Origin of the sequence: Castellaniella hirudinis, from assembly GCF_047468865.1 — a bacterium.
GTDB lineage: Bacteria > Pseudomonadota > Gammaproteobacteria > Burkholderiales > Burkholderiaceae_B > Castellaniella > Castellaniella hirudinis_A.
The window spans coordinates 1-19,582 of record NZ_JBLGTV010000024.1 but is presented as its reverse complement, the minus strand read 5'-3'; the positions used below and the strand labels follow the sequence as shown (position 1 = coordinate 19,582).

Annotated in this window: 19 protein-coding genes and 2 pseudogenes; 12 read left to right on the top strand and 9 right to left on the bottom strand. The window is 64.2% G+C overall.

Features of this window, described 5'->3' with window-relative positions:
• Positions 1-232 precede the first annotated feature (232 nt).
• Positions 233-1,915 carry a methyl-accepting chemotaxis protein gene (locus tag ACMHYJ_RS16590; protein ID WP_414247263.1) on the bottom strand — a complete coding sequence of 561 codons (1,683 nt, stop codon included), beginning with the start codon at positions 1,913-1,915 and terminating at the stop codon, positions 233-235.
• A 287-nt stretch (positions 1,916-2,202) separates the two neighbouring features.
• On the opposite strand from ACMHYJ_RS16590, the gene ACMHYJ_RS16585 reads away from it, so the two are divergent.
• Entirely contained in the window at positions 2,203-2,898 is a 696-nt protein-coding gene (locus ACMHYJ_RS16585) for a Crp/Fnr family transcriptional regulator (protein WP_414247262.1), read from the top strand.
• Here the strand turns inward: ACMHYJ_RS16585 and ACMHYJ_RS16580 are convergent.
• The 5 genes from ACMHYJ_RS16580 to ACMHYJ_RS16560 form a co-directional block, all read right to left on the bottom strand.
• The gene (locus ACMHYJ_RS16580; RefSeq protein ID WP_414247261.1) at positions 2,843-3,535 is read right to left on the bottom strand and encodes a hypothetical protein; all 693 of its coding nucleotides are present in this window, start codon (positions 3,533-3,535) and stop codon (positions 2,843-2,845) included. The two genes, ACMHYJ_RS16585 and ACMHYJ_RS16580, sit on opposite strands and share 56 nt — an antisense overlap.
• Positions 3,516-4,133: an SCO family protein gene (locus ACMHYJ_RS16575; RefSeq protein ID WP_414247260.1), complete on the bottom strand. Its 618-nt coding sequence runs from the start codon at positions 4,131-4,133 to the stop codon at positions 3,516-3,518. The genes ACMHYJ_RS16580 and ACMHYJ_RS16575 overlap by 20 nt, the downstream gene beginning before the upstream one ends.
• A complete protein-coding gene (locus ACMHYJ_RS16570) occupies positions 4,133-5,599 on the bottom strand; it encodes a cbb3-type cytochrome c oxidase subunit I (protein ID WP_414247259.1) in 1,467 nt (488 codons plus the stop codon). The genes ACMHYJ_RS16575 and ACMHYJ_RS16570 overlap by 1 nt, the downstream gene beginning before the upstream one ends.
• A 2-nt stretch (positions 5,600-5,601) precedes the next feature.
• On the bottom strand, positions 5,602-6,147 hold the full coding sequence (locus ACMHYJ_RS16565) for a hypothetical protein (protein WP_414247258.1): 546 nt from the start codon (positions 6,145-6,147) through the stop codon (positions 5,602-5,604).
• A gap of 316 nt (positions 6,148-6,463) precedes the next feature.
• Positions 6,464-6,799, bottom strand: coding sequence for a DUF4148 domain-containing protein (locus ACMHYJ_RS16560; RefSeq protein ID WP_414247257.1), 336 nt, complete (start codon positions 6,797-6,799; stop codon positions 6,464-6,466).
• A 228-nt stretch (positions 6,800-7,027) separates the two neighbouring features.
• Between ACMHYJ_RS16560 and ACMHYJ_RS16555 the strand changes: the two genes are divergently transcribed.
• Positions 7,028-7,921 (top strand): LysR family transcriptional regulator, encoded by an 894-nt coding sequence (locus ACMHYJ_RS16555; protein ID WP_414247256.1) that lies wholly within the window; start codon positions 7,028-7,030, stop codon positions 7,919-7,921.
• A gap of 6 nt (positions 7,922-7,927) precedes the next feature.
• Here the strand turns inward: ACMHYJ_RS16555 and ttcA are convergent, their stop codons facing one another.
• The 3 genes and pseudogenes from ttcA to ACMHYJ_RS16540 form a co-directional block, all read right to left on the bottom strand.
• On the bottom strand, positions 7,928-8,911 hold the full coding sequence (gene ttcA / locus ACMHYJ_RS16550) for a tRNA 2-thiocytidine(32) synthetase TtcA (protein ID WP_414247255.1): 984 nt from the start codon (positions 8,909-8,911) through the stop codon (positions 7,928-7,930).
• 6 nt (positions 8,912-8,917) lie between these two features.
• Positions 8,918-9,256 (bottom strand): annotated as a pseudogene (locus ACMHYJ_RS16545) (dihydroneopterin aldolase); the annotation flags it as partial.
• Positions 9,257-9,361: 105 nt separating this feature from the next.
• Positions 9,362-11,095: pseudogene (locus tag ACMHYJ_RS16540) on the bottom strand (M61 family metallopeptidase); the annotation flags it as partial.
• A 25-nt stretch (positions 11,096-11,120) separates the two neighbouring features.
• On the opposite strand from ACMHYJ_RS16540, the gene ACMHYJ_RS16535 reads away from it, so the two are divergent.
• From ACMHYJ_RS16535 to ACMHYJ_RS16490, 10 genes are all read left to right on the top strand, one after another.
• Positions 11,121-11,897, top strand: a complete 777-nt coding sequence (locus tag ACMHYJ_RS16535; protein WP_414247254.1) for an enoyl-CoA hydratase — start codon at positions 11,121-11,123, stop codon at positions 11,895-11,897.
• Positions 11,898-12,218: 321 nt separating this feature from the next.
• A complete protein-coding gene (locus ACMHYJ_RS16530) occupies positions 12,219-12,689 on the top strand; it encodes an ATP synthase subunit I (RefSeq protein ID WP_414247253.1) in 471 nt (156 codons plus the stop codon).
• 26 nt (positions 12,690-12,715) lie between these two features.
• A complete protein-coding gene (gene atpB, locus ACMHYJ_RS16525; RefSeq protein ID WP_414247252.1) occupies positions 12,716-13,594 on the top strand; it encodes a F0F1 ATP synthase subunit A in 879 nt (292 codons plus the stop codon).
• A 54-nt stretch (positions 13,595-13,648) separates the two neighbouring features.
• Positions 13,649-13,891, top strand: a complete 243-nt coding sequence (gene atpE, locus ACMHYJ_RS16520) for a F0F1 ATP synthase subunit C (RefSeq protein WP_298014239.1) — start codon at positions 13,649-13,651, stop codon at positions 13,889-13,891.
• Between the two features lie 120 nt (positions 13,892-14,011).
• Positions 14,012-14,482 (top strand): F0F1 ATP synthase subunit B, encoded by a 471-nt coding sequence (locus tag ACMHYJ_RS16515; RefSeq protein WP_414247251.1) that lies wholly within the window; start codon positions 14,012-14,014, stop codon positions 14,480-14,482.
• Positions 14,483-14,494: 12 nt separating this feature from the next.
• A complete protein-coding gene (locus tag ACMHYJ_RS16510; protein WP_414247250.1) occupies positions 14,495-15,034 on the top strand; it encodes a F0F1 ATP synthase subunit delta in 540 nt (179 codons plus the stop codon).
• Positions 15,035-15,070: 36 nt separating this feature from the next.
• Positions 15,071-16,612 carry a F0F1 ATP synthase subunit alpha gene (atpA, locus tag ACMHYJ_RS16505; RefSeq protein WP_414247249.1) on the top strand — a complete coding sequence of 514 codons (1,542 nt, stop codon included), beginning with the start codon at positions 15,071-15,073 and terminating at the stop codon, positions 16,610-16,612.
• A 53-nt stretch (positions 16,613-16,665) separates the two neighbouring features.
• Complete coding sequence (atpG, locus tag ACMHYJ_RS16500; RefSeq protein WP_414247248.1) at positions 16,666-17,565, top strand: F0F1 ATP synthase subunit gamma; 900 nt, start codon at positions 16,666-16,668, stop codon at positions 17,563-17,565.
• A gap of 45 nt (positions 17,566-17,610) precedes the next feature.
• On the top strand, positions 17,611-19,032 hold the full coding sequence (gene atpD / locus ACMHYJ_RS16495) for a F0F1 ATP synthase subunit beta (RefSeq protein ID WP_414247247.1): 1,422 nt from the start codon (positions 17,611-17,613) through the stop codon (positions 19,030-19,032).
• Between the two features lie 9 nt (positions 19,033-19,041).
• Complete coding sequence (locus tag ACMHYJ_RS16490) at positions 19,042-19,467, top strand: F0F1 ATP synthase subunit epsilon (protein ID WP_414247246.1); 426 nt, start codon at positions 19,042-19,044, stop codon at positions 19,465-19,467.
• Positions 19,468-19,582: the final 115 nt, after the last annotated feature.

The window sequence follows — 19,582 nt, the reverse complement described above, 5'->3', positions numbered from 1 at the left end:
TAATTGATAAACCTGCTGTATCGAGCCTTGGCGTAGTCCAGCGAATTGCGGTACTAGAGTCATCGTGAAACAAAAAAGACCCCCACGCGGCACGGGCTGCGCCCGCTTGCTGCCCCCCGAGGGGGCCGTTTTTGCCTTGGGGCGGCCCGGCGGCAAAAAAAGGCCGTGCTCCCGCCCCGAAAGGGGGAAGCACAGTCGGCGGGCCGATTCCCGGCTTGGCGTTCGCCGGGGATCAGGCCGGGGATCGTTCGCGGATCTTGAAGACGGCGACCGAGCGCACCAGTTCCTGGGCCTGCGTATTCAGGTTGCCGGCGGCCGCCGTCATCTGTTCGACCAGCGCGGCGTTTTGCTGGGTGTCCTGATCCATCTGCGCGACGGCCAGGCCGATCTGGCCGACGCCGGTGCTTTGTTCGCGGTTCGACGCGCTGATTTCGCCGACCAGGGTCTTGACCTGCTGGATGCTGCCCACCACGTTTTCCATGGTGGCGCCCGAATGCCCGACTTGTTCCGAACCCGTCTGGACAGTCTGCGCGCTTTCCTCGATCAAGCCGCGGATGTCTTTGGCCGCGCCGGCGGCTCGCTGGGCCAATGCGCGAACCTCGGCGGCGACCACGGCGAACCCGCGGCCCGATTCGCCGGCGCGGGCCGCTTCGACCGCCGCGTTGAGCGCCAGGATGTTGGTCTGGAAGGCAATGGCGTCGATCATCCCGACGATATCGGTGATTTTCTTTGATTTATCACTGATGTCGTGCATGGTGTCGATGATTTGCCGAACGATGTCTCCGCCTTCCTGGGCCACCAGGGCGGCTTTCTGGGACATGTCATTGGCCTGCTGGGTGTGATCGGCATTGTGCCGCACGGTCACGGAGAGTTCTTCCATGGACGCCGCCGTCTGCTGCAGCGCGCTGGCCTGGGAGGCGGTACGGGCGCTCAGATCCGCGCTGCCCTGGGAAATCTCGGCGCTGGCCAACGCCACGGAACTGCTGCTGTCGCGCACCAGCACGACCAGAGCGGTCAGCCCTTCCTGCATGTCGTTCAAGGCGTGCATCAGCTGGGCGACTTCATCCGTGCCGCTGTGCCGGACATCGGTCGTCAGGTCGCCACGCGACACGGCGCGGGCAAAGCCGACGGAATACCCCAGCGAACGGATGATGTACTGGAAGCTGGAATACAGCAGGACAAAGAAAATCGCCAGCAGAATCAGGACGACGACGGCCTGAACGGTTTGCCAGGCCTGGGTCTTGTCCTGCGCCTGGGCGACTGCGGCGGTGGTGCGTTGATCGAGCAATTTGAAGAAATCGTTGATGGGCGCCATGATGGCGGCTTTCCGCTGCAGGTATGCCGTTCCGTTGACCAGATCGTTGGCGCGGATGAAGTCCGCGCCGGTGGTGTCCAGCGTGCCGCCGCCAGTGGCCATCAGCGCGCCGATCAGATCCATGGCCTGGGATTCCGTCCGTGCCAGGCTGCCGGACAATTCACTGGCTTCTTGCAGTTTCGCCAGTTCTTCGGCGGTGAATCCTTCGGCCCGCATCATATCCAGCAAGGAAACCGCCGGGGCCGCCTGTCCGGGCACCTGGATGCCGGCGGCGCGGAAATCCCAGTAAATCCCGTCGTATCCCGCGGGCCGGGGCTGTTCTCCGGCACGGATGCGGACGACCTCGTCGTATTGCTCCCGCCATATCGGCTGCCCCGTGGCCACATAGGCGCGCACCAGCCGGGTCAGGTCGTCCGAGCTTTGTCGCAGCTGGTTCGCCAGCTGAAAAGACGCATAGCGGGTCTGGTAGGCGCTCATGATGGCGTTGTTGGCCTTGATGACGGCCCACTGGCTGGCGATGATGGTACAGGTCGTCAGCGTCAGCAGGCTCATCAGGATGATCAGTTTTTGCTTCAAGTTGAACTGGCGGATGAGGGTCATGTTTGTCTCCCAGGCGTCTTCGGCATTGAATGCGGTGTTGAGCGTCCAAGCGGCATGGCTGCGGGGCCACGGTGGGTGGGCGTTGGAACAACCAGCCGGCTTTTCTCCTATTGTCCTTTTTCCACTCGGCACCGGGGTGGCGCCGGGTGAATACCCCTTATCATTGGGACGCGCATCGGGCCGCCGCCGTGGGCTGTCTCCAGGACGGTATCGAGCTGTGCCTTCCCCTGTGGATTGCCCGCCGAACGGGTTAACATGGGCATAAATCATTTGCCCGTAGATTGTCCGTGACCAGCCGGCCTGCCTTTTCCGATCCCGATGCCTTGGCGCGCCTCCCTTATTTCCAGGAGGTTCCCGCCGCTGTGCTGGCGCGTGTGCAACAGCAGGCGCGGCTGTTGTCGGTGCGTCGGGACGAAATCATCGCGCACCGGGGCGAACCCTGCCTGGGCATGCACATCGTGGTGCAGGGCCGGGTCAAACTTTGCTACGAAGCGGCTTCCGGGCTCGAACGCATCATGCGCATCGTCAGTCCGGGCGACAGTTTCGGCGAGGCCCTGATGTGCCTGGGCCGGGAATACATCGCCAGCGCCGAGGCTCTGTGCGACAGTCAGCTGGTTTATATCCCCAAAGACATCATCCTGGCTCAGATGGCCGAAAGCGCTCCGCTCGCGCAGCGGCTGGTGGCCAGCCTCAGCCGCCAGCTGTACATGATGATGGGGGACATGGGGGCGTATACGGTGCGCAACGGTCACCAGCGCCTGATCGGCTACCTGCTGCGGGAGTCCGGCAGCCACCAGGACATCCCCGTGCGCCTGACCGTCCCCAAGGGCGTGATCGCCTCCCGGCTCAATCTGACGCCGCAGCATTTTTCACGGATACTGCACGACCTCATCCAGCGTCGCTTGATCCAGGTTCAGGGGCGCGAATTCACGATCCTGGATCTTCAGGGCCTGCTGGATTACCGCGATCAGCAGGCGCTGTAGGCGGGCGGCCGCCGCCCCAGATCAGCCCGCCCAGCAGCAGCGCCAGCAGCACCGCGCCGGCGGCCAGCAGGCCGATGCCCGTGGTTTTCTGCGCGTCCAGCAGGTAGTTGGCGCACAGCCGCGTGGGCGACACCCAATACAGCCAGCCGGTGCGAAACAACGTGGCGACGAATTCCGCCAGGAAGACCCCGCGCGCGATGAAGCCTGCTTGCGGCCAACTGAGCGCGCAGGGCAGTCCCAGCAGCAGGGGGATGCCCGCAAACTTGGCGGCCGTCATCCACGGCTGATCCAGGGCGGCATCCAGGGCGGCGGGCAGCATCCACAGCATCATGACCAGGGAGGCCAGCAGCAGTCCGCTGATGCCTTGTTGGTTCCAGGGGGCGATCCGGGCGCGCACCGGCGCGGGGATCGCCGCAGCCAGCAGCCAGCCACAGCCGGCCAGCAACGGCAGCTGGATCAGCATGTGCGGGGCCATGTCGGATTCCAGGGCGTGGCGCAGCGGAGGCGACAGCAGGCACAACCAGGCCAGGGCGGCCAGCCCAAGACGCCAGCGGCGCGGGTTGCTGCTGGCGGGCGGTGCCCAGGGCCGCCCGCCAGTGAGCCGGCGGGTAGCGTGGCTACTGCCGGGCCAGGACATAATCGGCCGCCGCTTGCGGGTCGTCCCAGTCCAGGATGGCCGCCAGCCGCCCCTGGGGGTCGATGAGGTTGAAGGCGGCGTTGTGCTCGAAGCCGCCCAGGCCGTCCGGGATGATCTGGACGCCGAAAGCATCCAGCAATGCGGCTAATTCGCCGGGCCGGGCGGGCCGGGCGGCGTCCCAGGCCCCGGGCGCGGCGTCGTGGCGCAGCAGGTAGCGCGCCAGAGCCGCCGGGGTATCCCGCGCCGGGTCGAAGCTGATGCTGATCAGCCGAACCCGGCCTTGCCGGATTTGCGGCTGCAGCAGGGCCTGCAGCTGCGTGAATTCGCTGCCCTGCACGCGGCAGACCGTGGCGCAATGGGTATACATGAAGCCCGCGATGATCCACTGGCCGGCGGGCCGGGTTCCTGGCCAGGCGGCGGTTTGGCCATCCGCACCCTGCAGCGCGACGCTGGGCAGCGGCCGGGGGGCCTGCTGGACGCTCAGGCGCAGCAGGCCTTCGCGGGTGTAGGCCTGGAACCCGTGGGTGGCCCAGGCCAGCGCGCCCACCCCCGCCGCCGCAATCGCCAGGCTGCACAGTCCGGTTTTCAGGGTGGACATCAGGGGGTCGCGGGCTTTTTCAACAGGCCCAGGGTGATGCGTGCGGCAAAGTACAGCATGGACAGCACCACCAGGGCGGCCCCGATGGCACCGACGCCGTCGCTGGGCAGCCAGGCGTCCCAGTGTTCGGCCATGCGGCGGGCCGCCCCCGATTGTCCGCCGTACAGGAAAGCCAGCACGAAGACCAGGCCGCCCACGAGGAACAGCGGAAAACCGATCTGGTCGGCGGCGGACTTGAGCGGGGCCTGGTTCAGGCGGCCGATCTGGTGGTACATCAGGGCCAGCACCATGGGCAGCATGCCGATCAGCATGTAGAAGTGGAAATGGCCCGGCACCCACAGCGTGTTGTGCATGACGGCATTGACGCGGATGGTGCCGTCCATGATGGCGGGCACTACCCCGGCGGCCCAGCCGAACATCGCCAGGATCAGCAGCATGGACGGCATGGTCCAGCGGATGTTGGATCGGTACAGGTTGACCAGCGCCCCGTACACGGTGATGACGAACACCGGGAAGCCGCCCACCCAGGAGGCGATCTGGCCCATCACGGCCAGCCAGCGCGGCTGGGCGAAGTCCATGAACAAGTGGTGCGGGAAGACGACGATGACGTACAGCGCCGTGGCCAGCCAGGCCCAGATGAAGGGACGCGACACCGCGTAGGGCTTGCCGGTATAGCGCGGCAGCAGCTCGTAGACCGCGATCACCCCCATGTAGATGGTGGCGTTGGCCACCATGTGGCCGAACCAGTAGATCAGGTTCTTGGCCAGCAGGGCGTTGAGCGCGACATCCGGGTAGAACAGGTTCACCAGTGTCATGAACAGGGCGACTTCGCCCGCGATGATGCCCAGGGAATTGGCGATGATGACCCCGCTGCTGGCGATGACCGCCTTGGGATGATCGGGATCCACCGTGCCGCCGAACAGCCATTGCCAACCCATGGCGCGGCCCAGATTGCCATAGCGCCGCAGGATGCCGGCGGTGGCGTCCAGGTAGAACAGCAGCATGCCGAAGCCGATCAGGATGTAGCCGAAGATATACAGCGCGGCGGCGCCGGGCGACCACAGGCCCATGCTTTGGGCGGGCAGGGGGTACAGGAACGTCCACAGGGCCCCGTAGCCGCCCACGAAAATGGCCAGTGCGATGCACACGGCCCCCAGCAGAAACAGCACGTAGTTGGCGGCGAAGGCCCACAGGTGCAAAGTGACGTATTTGCGCAGGAAGAACCACATCACCCCCACGGTGGCCAGCGAGGTGATGCCCACCATGCCCGTGCCGTGCATGGACAGGAATTCGTAGAACAGGGTGGAGGGGATGCTGATCCATTGGGCCTCGTTCAGCCGCATGGTCAGGCCCAGCAGCATGAACAGCAGCACGGCCACGATGGCGGTGATCATGTACAGGTTGAAGACCTGGCGCGCGCGCGGGGTCAGGGATTCGTCGGCGGGATACATTGTCAGGCTGGCCATGATCAGTTGTCCTCCCGGTCGGAAACGGTGAGGGTGGTTTTCATGAAGCCGTGGCCCACGCCGCAGTATTCCAGGCATTGCACGGTATAGTCGCCGGCCTGCTGAAACTGCACCAGCAGCTTGTTGACGAATCCCGGCATGGCCTGGGTCTGGGCCACCAGGTTGCCGTCGGGGCCGTACACCGCAAAGTCGTGGTTGACGTCCTTGCTGGTGACGCGGAATTCCACGGTCTGCCCCGCCCGGGCGGTTTGGGGCTGCATGGTCCAGCCCCACATGAACCCTTCCACGTCCACGACCGCATCGGCCTGCAGCGGCGTGTGCTGGGCGGGAATGGGGAAATGGCGCAGGGTCAGCCAGGTGCCCAGCCCGAAGCCCGCCAGCAGCAGCCCGAAGAACCAGGCCTGAATGACGTGGGCGGTGTGGGTGTGGTGGCGGGTTTCATCCGCCGTCGCCGGGATGCGCGCCTGGCTGATGACAAAAACAAAAACCAGCGTTACAGCGCCGATGCCCAGCAGGGAGAGCGGCCAAACAACGTTTTGGGTGGTCACGATGATCCTCTTGGTGTAGTCCATGACGACCGGAACCAGAATGGCAAGCGTCGCCAGACGTGTGTCTGGTGATGGCGTGGCAGCTGCGCCTGGGCCGGGGCTCCTGTCAAGGAATGCGAGGGTCGTTTTTTGGTGTGCTGTCTCCCATGGGGTCTTTCTGGGACCGGAGTTGTTATCAATTGTATGTATTCCATGCCAAAATTGATTGAACATGGATTAAAAAAACCTGGCTGAACCGCCCCAGGGGTTGACCGATGGCCAACGGCTGCGAGGCGGTCCAGCCAGGGGGCTGGACGACGCGGTGCGGTTCAGGCGCTCAGGCGGAGAACCCCGGGTAGCTGGCTTGTTCGCCCGTGCGAACCAGGCCGGCGGCTTCGGCGGTGCGCAGTTCGGCCAGCACCTGGGCGCGGGTTTTGTTGTCGTGCTGCGCCAGCACCGGGTAGGACGAGGTTTCGCCGATGATCAGTGTGCCTTGTGCTTCGGCTTGCTGCAGGGCGTGTTCGACCTGGGCCCGGGTGACGGTGCTGGCGGCGTTGGCCGTGGTGTCGGCGGGGTAGTACGGCAGGCTGTCGGCATAAGCAAAGCCGGCGGTGCCGAGACCCAGGGCGATAGCGGAAAGTGTGGCGGCGATTTTCATGATGGTTTCCTTCATGTTGGTTGGTCAGACATCGCAGGCAAGCGGTTTGTGTCTTGCATGCGCTGTTTCAGTGAGGCTATTGTGCGCCGCCGCACGATAGGGATAAATGGGCAAATTGCTAAATCATCTTTCCATTTATCGCTGTAATATGGCTTACATATATAATTTTTATAGCAGTAAGCAAGGCTTGTATTTTCGTGTTAACCCTTATTAAACCGTCGAAACCACCGATCGAGGCCGCCGATGAAGCCCGCTTTGGATGATTTGGAACTGTTCGTGGAAGTCGCCCGCAACCGCGGGTTCACGCGCGCCGGGGCCGTGTTGGGGATGCCCGCGTCCACGCTGTCGCGGCGCATTACCCAGCTGGAGCAATCCATCGGCGTGCGGCTGCTGAACCGCACCACGCGCAAAGTCGGCCTGACCGAGGCCGGGGCCGTGTACTACGAGCGCTGCCGCCTGATCGTCGAGGAAGCCCGGGTGGCGCATGAATTGCTACAGGAAGAAACCAGCCTGCCGCGCGGCCTGTTGCGGGTGTCTCTGCCGTCCAGCCTGGTGCAGACCTGTCTGCAGGATGCCTTGCTCGATTTTGCCCGGCAGTACCCCGACATCGAGTGCGAATACGATCTCAGCATCCGTAAAATCGACTTGCAGACCGATGGCTACGATGTCGTGGTACGGGTCGCGCAGCCGCCGGATTCCCGCGTCGTGTCCCGCAAGCTGGGGGAATTGGCCCTGGGCTTGTATGCGTCGCGCGACTATCTGCGGGCCCATGGCCAGCCCCAGACGCCCACCGACCTGGCCATGCACGATTGCCTGCGCAGCAGTACCCAGCGGGAAGACGCCATCTGGCATCTGCGGCAGGCTTCCGGGCAGACGCAGTCCGTGCGGGTGCGCGGCCGGATCGCCGTCAATCAGGTGCTGGTGCTGCATCACCTGATCGGCCTGGGCGCGGGCATCGGGCTGCTGTCCATCAACCATGCGGGGGCGGGCCTGGTGCGCGTTCTGCCCGACTGGTCTTTCGAGCCCAAGCCGCTGGTGGCCTTGTTTCCCTCGCGCATGATGCCGGCCCGCACGCGGGTGTTCCTGGATTTCCTGGCCCAGCGCTTGGGCCGGGTGGAAACCCTGCATCCGGGGTAGGCCGGGTCAGGCCGGCCGCACCCCCGGTGCGGGGCGGCGCAGGCTGACGACCCGCAACGCCTCGGCGGGTTCCGCGTTGTCCGTGTCGTCCGCCTCATCCGCGTCGTCCTCGGCGAAGGCGGGCGCGTGGAAATCCTCGGCATCGAAGGCATGGTCGCCCTCGGCGTCGGGCACGCCGGTCGGCTTCAGCGCGGCGAAGTCCATCAGTTGGCGATCCATCAGGTGCGACGGCGCCACCTGCGACAGCGCCCGGAATATATTGGCGCTGCGCTGGCCGAAGTGCCGATCCCATTCTTCCAGCATGCGGCCGACTTCCTTGCGTTTCAGGTTTTCCTGGGATCCGCACAGATTGCAGGGGATGATCGGAAAATCCCGCAATTTCGCATAGGCGATCAGGTCTTTTTCCTGCACGTAGGCCAGGGGGCGGATGACGATGTGTTCGCCGTCGTCGGACACCAGTTTGGGCGGCATGGCCTTCAGGCGGCCACCGTAGAACAGGTTGAGGAAGAATGTCGCCAGGATGTCGTTGCGATGATGCCCCAGGGCGATCTTGGTGGCGCCCAGTTCGCGGGCCACGCGGTACAGAATCCCGCGCCGCAGGCGCGAGCACAGCGAACACGTCGTCTTGCCTTCGGGGATCAGGCGCTTGACGATCGAGTAGGTGTCCTGGTTTTCAATGTGGAACGGCACCCCCCGCGCACGCAAGTAGTCCGGCAGCACCTGCTCGGGGAAACCCGGCTGTTTTTGATCCAGGTTGACGGCGATCAGGTCGAAACGGATGGGCGCGCGTTCGCGCAGGGTCAGCAGGATGTCCAGCAGTCCGTAAGAGTCCTTGCCGCCGGAGAGGCACACCATCACCCGGTCGCCGTCTTCGATCATTTGGTAGTCGGCGATGGCCTTGCCGGTCTCGCGCAGCAGGCGCTTGACCAGTTTGTTTTCGTTCACGCTAGGGTGGCGGCGCGGGCCGGGCGGCGGGGCGGCGGTCGTCATGGGCGTTCAGTCCGGGCGGTGGCGGGTTTGCTCGATGCACACCGCCGCGCAGTCATCGAAGGCTTGGGGTTTGCAGATGCGCAGGCGGGCGGATCGCACGGCGGGAAATTCCCGCAGGATGCGCGTCAGTGCGCGATCCACCAGGGTTTCCAGCAGGTCGGTGTGGGCCTGTGTCGCCTCGTCGATCAGCGCTGCGCGCAGCTGGCGGTAATCCAGCACGGTGCCGATGTCCGCATCGTCCACGGGATGGGCGGCGTCCACGTCGAATTCGGCGCGGATGCGCAGCGGCTGGCGCTGCCGGCGTTCGTGGTCGAGCATGCCGATGGACGCGGTGACCTGCAGGTCGTCCAGGATGACCTGGCGGGACTGGGGGGCCGCCGCGGCAGGGCCGGGGGCGGGCCAGGGCTGCGCCTGGGGGCCGGGGCCCGTTCGCGTGATCCGGTGCTTGCCGGCGGACGCGGCCAGGCGCAGCGGGTAATGGCGCAGTTCGTCGCGCCGGAACACATGCACCGTGACCGGGTCGCCGGGTTGATGCCCGTCCAACAGGCGGTCGAGATCCGTCGTCGTGCGGATGCGCAGGCCGTCCAGGGCCACCAGTTGGTCGCCCGCCGACAGCCCCGCCGCGTGGGCGGCGCCGTGTTCGTGAACCGTGGCCAGGTGAACGCCGTCATGATCCGCGCGCAGGCGGACGTCCAGGCCGGGGCGCGTTGTCTCCGGCTGGGTATCCAGGCGCAGGCCGTGCCCGGCCAAAGCGGGCGCCAGCGGGATGTCCGCGCAGCCTTCGGCATGTTGCCGGATGAAGTCGGCCGCGTCCACCCCGGTGGCCTGCCGGATCAGGGCGGGCAGGGCGTCCTCGGGCACCCCATGGGGCCGGCCCCGGAAGAAGTCGCGCCCGTATTGATCCCACAGCAGCCGCATGACGTCATCCAGGCTGCGGAGCCCCTGGCTGCGTCGGCGGATTTCCAGATCCAGCCCCAGGGCCACCAGCGCGCCCTTGGTGTAATAGCTGACCAGGGCGTTGGGGGAGTTCTCGTCCTGCTTGTAGTAGCGGGTCCAGGCATCGAAAGAGCTTTCGGCCACGGACTGCTTCAATCGCCCGCCGCCGCGCAGCACCTGATCCAGCGTGCGGGCCAGGATCTTGAGGTAGGCCGCTTCGTCGATCACCCCGGCGCGCAGCAGCATCAGGTCGTCGTAGTACGAGGTGAAGCCTTCAAACACCCACAGCAGGCGGGTGTGGTTGGGCTGGCGCAGGTCATAAGGCGCAAAGGCGGCGGGCTTGATGCGTTTGACGTTCCAGGTGTGGAAGTATTCGTGGCTCAATAGGCCCAGGAAGGTGGTGTAGTCTTCCGGCACGGGCCGGCCCCGCATGGGCAGGCTGTGGCGGCTGGCCATCAGGGCGGTGGAGGCCCGGTGTTCGAGCCCGCCGTAGCCGTCGCCGGTGACAGTGGTCAGGAACACATAGCGATCCGCGCTGTCCAGGAAGGGGGCCTTGCGGGTCTCGGGCTCGAACAGGGCGATCTGGGCGGCGCAGATTTTCTCGGCGTCCGCCGCGATCCGGGCCAGATCCAGCTGCGGAATCACCCCGGTGAAGACCAGATCGTGGGTGGCGCCGTGCGCCTGGAAGCTGACGCACTGCGGGGTGCCGATTTCCACGGGATGGTCGATCAGCGCGTCGTAGTCCGGGGCGCGGTACGCGCCGAAGCCCCGCAAGGGCGCGCAGCCCGGGTGGCCGGCCGCGGCGGGCAGGCTGGTGTGCACGCGCCAGTCCGGGGTGTGGTCGGGCGGGCAAATATCCACCAGGCAGGGCTGGGATTCCTGGCCGCCGACCGCCAGGAACACGCTGCAGCCGTTGAAAAACGCGTGGCTTTCGTCAAAATGCGCGCCGCGCACGGACAAATCCCAGGCGTAGACGATGTAGTCCACCACCAAAGGCCCCCGGGCCGGGGTACAGTGCCACGTGTGGCTGTCGGTCTTGTGGCAGGCCACCGGGCCGTCCGGGCCGCGCGCCTGCAAAGATTCGATCTGTCGGGCAAAATCACGGATCAGGTAGCTGCCGGGTATCCAGGCGGGCAACCGCAGAGCCTGGCCGTCGGGGTCGGGCCGGGGGATTGTCAGTCGGACGGCATAGCGGTGGCCGGCCGGGTCGGCCAGGCGCAGCTGGTAGCAAATCAGATCATCATTCATTCCGATAGTTTACTGTGGAGACAACATGAGCGAAGCATTGGTAAAGGTCGAAACCCGGGGGCGCGTTGGGCTGCTGACCCTGAACCGCCCGCAGGTTCTGAATGCCCTGAGCAACGCGGTCATCGACGAACTGTCCGCCGCCGTGCGGGCCTTCGAGGCCGATGACGGCATTGGCGCGATGGTGCTGACGGGCAGCGAAAAAGCCTTCGCCGCCGGGGCCGATATCGGCGCGATGGCCGATTGGTCCTATATGGATGTCTACAAGGCCGACTACCTGGGGGGCAATTGGGATGCCTTGCGGCGCGCGCGCAAGCCCATCATCGCGGCGGTGTCCGGCTATGCCCTGGGCGGCGGCTGCGAACTCGCCATGCTGTGCGATTTCATCATCGCGGCCGAGAACGCCAAGTTCGGCCAGCCGGAAATCAAGCTGGGGGTGATCCCGGGCTATGGCGGCACGCAGCGCCTGCCGCGCGCCGTGGGCAAGGCCAAGGCCATGGATCTGGCCCTGACCGGGCGCATGATGGATGTGCACGAGGCCGAACGCGCCGGCCTGGTGGCCCGTATCGTGCCGGTGGACAAATTGCTGGACGAGGCCATCGAAGCCGCCACGGTGATTGCCTCGATGTCCCTGCCCGCTGTCATGATGGCCAAAGAATGCATCAACCGCTCCTTCGAGGCCACGCTGGACGAATCCCTGCTGTTTGAACGCCGCAATTTCCATGCCCTGTTCAGCACGGAAGACCAGAAAGAAGGCATGAAAGCCTTTGTCGAAAAGCGCAAGCCGGATTTCAAGCACCGCTGATCGGCGGCGGAAGGGGGCGCCGTTTCATTGCTGCGCCCGGTGGCGGCGAAGGGTGGTTTTCGTGCCGCCTTGTTCGGGGACTGAACACGTCCCCGGCAATCCCCCGCTGCGTGGGCCGCGGCAGGAGTCTGGTCGCCGCCGCTCCCTCGATCGGGAAGGACTGCGGTTGTCAGGGGTGCAGGCATCAAACTGAATTCTAGGTTAAAATGGTGCGCCTTTTGGGTCAGGTTGTAAAAAACCTGCCAAAAAGCAGCTATAATTCAAGGGTTTGACTATCCGCTGGTGTCGTGGCAATAGCGCTTGCGGATTGGGTGTCTTAACATGCGCAAGCAACACACAGCCAATCCCCCCGCCGGGCTTGGCGCTGAAACTGGCGCGATCCAGCCACTGGTGCTCAGTGACGATGATCGCCTGCGCATCGCCAGACGCTCGCGGGTCGGCCTGTTCAGGGCGCTGGCGGCGCAGGCATTCACAGGGATGCTGGTGGTGCTGGTTGCCTGGGGGGTTGCCGGGAAAGACGCTGGGGCTTCCGCGCTTGTGGGTGCGGCAGCCTATTTTGTACCCAATGCGCTGTTTGCGCTGCGGCTGTTGCTGGGGTACTTGGGGCCAAAACGCCCGGGGTCGCTGGCCTTTTTCTGGGGCGAATTCCTGAAACTGTTCGCAGTGGCGGGGGTGGTGGTTCTGGTGGCGTGGCACTGGGGGGCTTGGCTGAACTGGCTGGCTTTCCTGCTGGGCCTGCTGGGCGTCATGAAAGGGTACGTGGTGCTGCTGGCCTTGCGCCGTCTGCCATGATTTGATTACGTTTGAAGGGTTTACCGATGACCGACGCAGTAACGACGCCTCAGTCCGAATACATTCAACACCACTTGGTGCACCTGAATAACCTCGGTGGAAAACAAGAAATCATCGCCAATTTCGGCGTCGTCAACTACGACTCTCTGTTCTGGTCCGCCTTGATGGGCTTCGTGGTGATCTGGTTTCTCTGGCGCGCCGCCAAGAAAGCCACCACGGATGTGCCCGGACGCTTCCAGATGTCCGTCGAAATGCTGGTGGGCATGGTTCAGGAAGAAGCCAAGAACATCGTCCCCAACGAAAAATCCCGTCTGTACGCGGCGCCCCTGGCGCTCACCGTGTTCCTCTGGATCACGCTGATGAACGCGCTCGACCTGATCCCCGTCGACCTCGTGGGCTGGGTGTTCCGCGCGACCGGCCTGGGCGCCGAGCACGCCGATCCGCTCTACTATCACCGCATCCTGCCGACGGCCGACCTCAACGTCCCCATGGGCATGTCCCTGGGCGTGCTGTTGCTGACCCTGTACTATGGCGTCAAGATCAAGCACGTCGGCGGCTTTGTCAAAGAACTCTTTACCGCGCCATTTCATGCGCACGGGGTGGGCGCCATTGTCCTGGCTCCATTCAATCTGCTGCTCAATCTCATCGAATACGTCGCAAAAACTGTCTCTCTGGGCATGCGGCTGTTCGGCAATATGTATGCGGGCGAACTGCTGTTCATGCTGATCGCCTTGCTGGGGGGGGCCTGGGTCGGGGCCGACGCGACAAGCGTCAGTCTGGCATTCGGGCACGTGCTGGCCGGCTCGGCGTGGGCGATCTTCCATATCCTGATCGTACTGCTGCAGGCATACATCTTCATGATGCTGACCCTGGTTTATATCGGGCTGGCTCACGAAGGCCACTGATTTCTGATTTCTCTGTTTTTTGACTAAACAACGTTTACTTACCAAGGAGTTGTTATGACCAACGTTGCATTCGTTGCGCTTGCTTGCGGTTTGATCATCGGTCTGGGCGCCATCGGCGCTTGCATCGGGATCGGCTTGATGGGTGGCAAATACCTCGAAGCCTCCGCGCGCCAGCCCGAACTCATGAACACCCTGCAAACCAAGATGTTCCTGCTGGTTGGTCTGATCGACGCCGCCTTCCTGATCGGCGTGGGTCTGGCCATGCTGTTTGCGTTCGCCAACCCGTTCGTCGGCTGATCGCAAAGGCCTGCTGCGGCAGGCCAGGGGCTGGTCTCGCGCCTGCGGGTGGCGATCGGCCAGGTTTGGTGCCTTGTGGGCTTGCCACAAGGCACGAGAGGGTAAATTAGGGAAACGACCGTGAATTTAAACGCGACTCTCTTTTTCCAGATGATCGTGTTTTTCGTTCTGGGCTGGTTTACGATGAAGTTCATCTGGCCACCCCTGACGAAGGCAATCGATGATCGTCGCCAGAAAATCGCCGACGGTCTGGCTGCCGCCGAAAAAGGCAAGGCAGATCTTGCCCAGGCCCAGGCACGCGTCAGTCTGATCGAGGCGGCCGCCAAGACCGACAACCATGCGCGTCTGGCCGAGGCCGAAAAACAGGCAGCCATGCTGATCGACGAAGCCCGCCGCGAAGCCGAGGCCGAAAAGGCCCGTATCGTGGCCCAGGCGCGTCAGGATGCGGCCCAGGAAGCACAACGTGCGCGGGAAGCCCTGCGGGCCGAAGTCGCCGTGCTGGCGGTCAAAGGCGCCGAGCAGATCCTGCGCCGCGAAGTCGACGCCAAGGCACACGCTGATCTCTTGGATCAGCTGCAGGCACAACTTTGATCGGGGCGGCTCATGGCTGAACTATCTACCATCGCACGCCCATACGCCGAGGCCCTCTTCGAGGCCGTGCGCAACGATGCGCAGGGCCTCGAATCGTGGTCCGGCGTCTTGTCCCTGTTGGCCCAGGTATCCAGCCTGCCCGACGTCCAGGAAGCCATGGGCGACCCGCGCCTCAACGATGCCCAGCGCGCCCAGTTGCTGACCGGGCTGGTGCCGCAGGCCTTGCCGGATCAGGCCCGGAACCTGGTGGCGCTGGTGGTCGAAAACGGCCGCACGCAGGCTTTGCCCCAGGTGGCCGAGCAATTCGAAATTCTGCGCAACCGGCTTGAAGGCACGGCATTGGCCCAGATCACCAGCGCGTTTCCGCTCGACGAGGCGCAGGTGGCCAGCTTGTTGCAGGGCCTGGAACGCAAGTTCGGCCTCAAGCTGAAATCGCAGGTCACTGTGGATCCCGCCCTGATCGGCGGGGTGCGCGTCGCCGTGGGCGATCACGTGCTCGACACTTCCGTGCAGGCCCGCTTGGCCAGTCTGCGCGATACGCTGGCCGCATGATGGCGGGCCACACAACAGGATTCCAGGAGTCTTATCATGCAACTTAACCCGTCCGAGATCAGCGAACTGCTGAAAAGCCGCATCGAAGGCCTGGGCGCGTCCACCGATGTCCGCACGCAGGGCACGGTGGTGTCCGTCACCGACGGCATTACCCGCATCCATGGCCTGTCCGATGTGATGCAGGGCGAAATGCTCGAATTCCCCAACAACCGCTTCGGTCTGGCCCTCAACCTCGAACGCGACTCGGTCGGCGCCGTGGTGCTGGGCGACTACATCGGCGTGTCCGAAGGCGATTCGGTCAAAACCACCGGCAAGATTCTGGCCGTGCCCGTCGGCCCCGAACTCAAGGGCCGCGTGGTCGATGCCCTGGGGACGCCCATCGACGGCAAGGGCCCCATCAACGCCAAAGAAACCGACGTCATCGAAAAAGTGGCGCCGGGCGTGATTGCCCGCCAGTCTGTCTCGCAGCCCCTGCAGACCGGCCAAAAGGCCATCGACTCCATGGTGCCCATCGGCCGCGGCCAGCGTGAGCTCATCATTGGCGACCGCCAGACCGGCAAGACCGCCGTTGCGGTGGACACCATCATCAACCAGAAAGGCAAGGGCGTCACCTGCGTGTACGTCGCCATCGGGCAAAAGGCGTCCACCATCAACAACGTGGTGCGCAAGCTCGAAGAACACGGCGCGCTGGAATACACCATCGTCGTGGCCGCCGCCGCCTCCGAATCCGCCGCCATGCAGTATCTGGCCGCCTATTCCGGCTGCACCATGGGCGAATACTTCCGCGACCGCGGCGAAGATGCTCTCATCGTCTACGACGACCTGACCAAACAGGCCTGGGCCTATCGCCAGGTGTCGCTGCTGCTGCGCCGCCCGCCCGGGCGCGAAGCCTATCCCGGCGACGTCTTCTACCTGCACTCCCGTCTGCTCGAACGCGCCGCCCGGGTCAATGCGCACTATGTCGAACAATTCACCAAGGGCGAGATCAAAGGCAAGACCGGGTCGCTGACCGCGCTGCCGATTATCGAAACCCAGGCGGGCGACGTTTCGGCCTTCGTGCCGACCAACGTCATTTCCATTACCGACGGCCAGATCTTCCTGGAAACCGACTTGTTCAACGCCGGTATCCGTCCCGCCATCAACGCCGGGATTTCGGTGTCGCGTGTGGGGGGCTCGGCCCAGACCAAGGTCGTGAAGAAGCTCTCGGGCGGGATCCGCACCGACTTGGCCCAGTACCGCGAACTCGCGGCCTTTGCCCAGTTCGCCTCCGATCTGGACGATGCCACCCGTCGCCAGCTCGAACGCGGCAAGCGCGTGGTCGAACTCCTCAAGCAGCCGCAGTACCAGCCGCAGCAGGTCTGGGAACTCGCCGTGGCGCTGTACTCGGTCAACAACGGCCATCTGGACGACCTCGAAGTCGGTCAGGTGCTGTCGTTCGAAAAAGCCCTGAAGGACTACCTCAAGACCAAGCACGAAGCCCTGATCCAGCGCATCGAAGACGTCAAGGAACTCTCCAAGGAAGACGACGCCGCATTGGCTGCCGCCATCGCCGAGTTCAAGAAACACGGTACGTTTTAAGTTGCATCCGGGGCGTCCAGTGGCCGCCCCGGTCAGCCCAAGGGAATAGTGGAATGGCCGGAATCAAGGAAATTCGAACCAAGATCAAGAGCGTGCAAAACACGCGCAAGATCACCAAGGCGATGGAAATGGTCGCCGCATCGAAAATGCGCAAGGCGCAGGATCGCATGCGGGCGGGCCGGCCCTACGCCACCAAGGTCCGCGCAATTGCCGCGCACTTGATGCAGGCAAACCCGGACTACACCCATCCGTACATGGTCGAGCGCGCCAAGCTGTCCGCCGTCGGCATCGTGCTGGTGACCACCGACAAGGGTTTGTGCGGCGGTCTCAATACCAACATTGCGCGCCTCACGCTGGCCCGGATCAAGGAATTCGAGCAGCAGGGCGTCCGCGTGCAAGCCACGGCGCTGGGCTCCAAGGGCCTGGGGCTGTTGAGTCGCGTGGGGGTCAACGTCGTGTCGTCCGAAGTCCAGCTGGGGGATGCCCCCAACCTGGATCGCCTGATCGGCGCCATCAAGGCGCAGATCGATGACTTCATCAATGGCAAGGTCGACGCGGTGTATCTGGCCACCAGCCGCTTCATCAATACCATGAAGCAGGATCCCAGCTTCATCCGCCTGCTGCCCTTGCCCTCCGGCTTGGCCGATCCTTTCCAGGCGGGCGAACAAGAAGACGATACACTCGATACCAAGTATGGCTGGGACTATCTCTACGAGCCCGACTCCCAGACCGTCATCGACGATCTGCTGATGCGCTACGTGGAAGGCCTGGTATACCAGGCAGTGGCAGAAAACATGGCCAGCGAGCAATCCGCCCGCATGGTGGCCATGAAGGCGGCCTCGGACAACGCCAAGAAAGTCATCGGCGACCTCCAGCTGGTCTACAACAAGACCCGCCAAGCGGCCATCACCAAGGAAATTTCGGAAATCGTGGGCGGCGCGGCGGCGGTCTGATCGACGCCCAGCCTAGGCAACCCAGAGATACTTATAGGACTAAACATGAGCAACGGTACCATCGTTCAGTGCATTGGCGCAGTGGTGGACATTCAGTTTCCCCGCGACAGCATCCCCAACATCTACGACGCGCTCACCTTGACCGACGAGTCCTCCGCCTTTGCGGAAAAAGGCCTGACGTTCGAAGTCCAGCAGCAGCTGGGCGACGGCGTCGTGCGCACCATTGCCATGGGCTCGTCCGACGGCCTGCGCCGCGGCATGGCCGTGGCCGGCACGGGTGCGCCGATTTCGGTGCCGGTGGGCCAGGGCACCCTGGGCCGCATCATGGATGTGCTGGGCCGTCCCATCGACGAGCGCGGTGACATCCAGGCCACCGAAACGCGCGCCATCCACCAGCACGCCCCAAAGTTCGACGAACTCTCCCCGTCGGTCGAACTGCTCGAAACCGGCATCAAGGTGATCGACCTGGTCTGCCCGTTCGCCAAGGGCGGCAAGGTCGGCCTGTTCGGCGGCGCCGGTGTGGGCAAGACCGTCAACATGCTCGAACTCATCAACAACATCGCCAAGGCCCACAGCGGCTTGTCGGTGTTTGCCGGCGTGGGTGAACGCACCCGCGAAGGCAATGACTTCTACCACGAAATGTCCGACGCGGGCGTCATCAAGCTGGACAACCTGGCCGAATCCAAGGTCGCCATGGTGTTCGGCCAGATGAACGAGCCCCCCGGCAACCGTCTGCGCGTGGCCCTGTCCGGCCTGACCATGGCCGAATCCTTCCGCGACGAAGGTCGCGACGTGCTGTTCTTCGTGGACAACATCTACCGCTACACCCTGGCCGGCACTGAAGTGTCCGCCCTGCTGGGCCGGATGCCGTCCGCCGTGGGTTATCAGCCTACCCTGGCCGAGGAAATGGGCAAGCTGCAAGAGCGCATCACCTCCACCAAGACCGGCTCCATCACCTCCATCCAGGCCGTGTACGTGCCCGCCGACGACTTGACCGACCCGTCGCCCGCCACCACCTTCCTGCACCTGGACTCCACCGTGGTGCTGTCGCGCGACATCGCCGCCCTGGGGATCTATCCGGCCGTCGATCCGCTGGATTCCACCAGCCGCCAGCTGGATCCGCAAATCGTGGGCGAGGAGCACTACCAGATCGCCCGCGGCGTGCAGCAAACCCTGCAGCGTTACAAAGAACTGCGCGACATCATCGCCATTCTGGGCATGGACGAACTCTCCCCGGACGACAAACAGGCCGTGGCGCGTGCGCGTAAAATCCAGCGCTTCCTGTCGCAGCCCTTCCACGTGGCCGAGGTCTTTACCGGCTCGCCGGGCAAGTACGTGCCGCTGGCCGAAACCCTGCGCGGTTTCAAGATGATCGTCGAGGGCGAATGCGACGCCTTGCCCGAACAGGCCTTCTACATGGTGGGCGGCATCGACGAGGCCTTTGAAAAGGCCAAAACCCTCCAATAAGGATTGCACATGGCGACTCTTCACATCGAAGTGGTCAGTGCGGAGGCCTCGATCTTTTCGGGCGAGGCCACGTTTGTGGCCCTGCCCGGCGAATCGGGCGATCTCGGCATTCTGCCGGGGCATACTCCCCTGATCTCACGCATCCGTCCCGGCACGCTGAAGATCAAGCGTGACGACGGCACCGAAGAAAACATCTTCGTGGCCGGCGGCATTCTCGAAGTCCAGCCGGGTTCGGTCACGGTGTTGTCCGACACGGCCATTCGCGCCGCCGACCTGGACGAGGCCCGCGCCGTGCAGGCCCGCGAACGCGCCGAAGAAGCCTTGCGCAACACCAAGGACAAGGCCGATCTGGCCGTGGTCGAAGCCGAGCTGGCCATGCTGGCCGCCCAGGCCGCGGCAGCGCGCAAGTTCAGCCACAAGCGCTCGTCGCATTGATTTTTGGCCCGGCTGCAAAAAAGCACCCTGCGGGGTGCTTTTTTGTTTCACGATGACTCCAGCCCGGTAGTTCGCTGGACTGCGCCGTAGCTAGATACAGCAGGTTTATCAATAA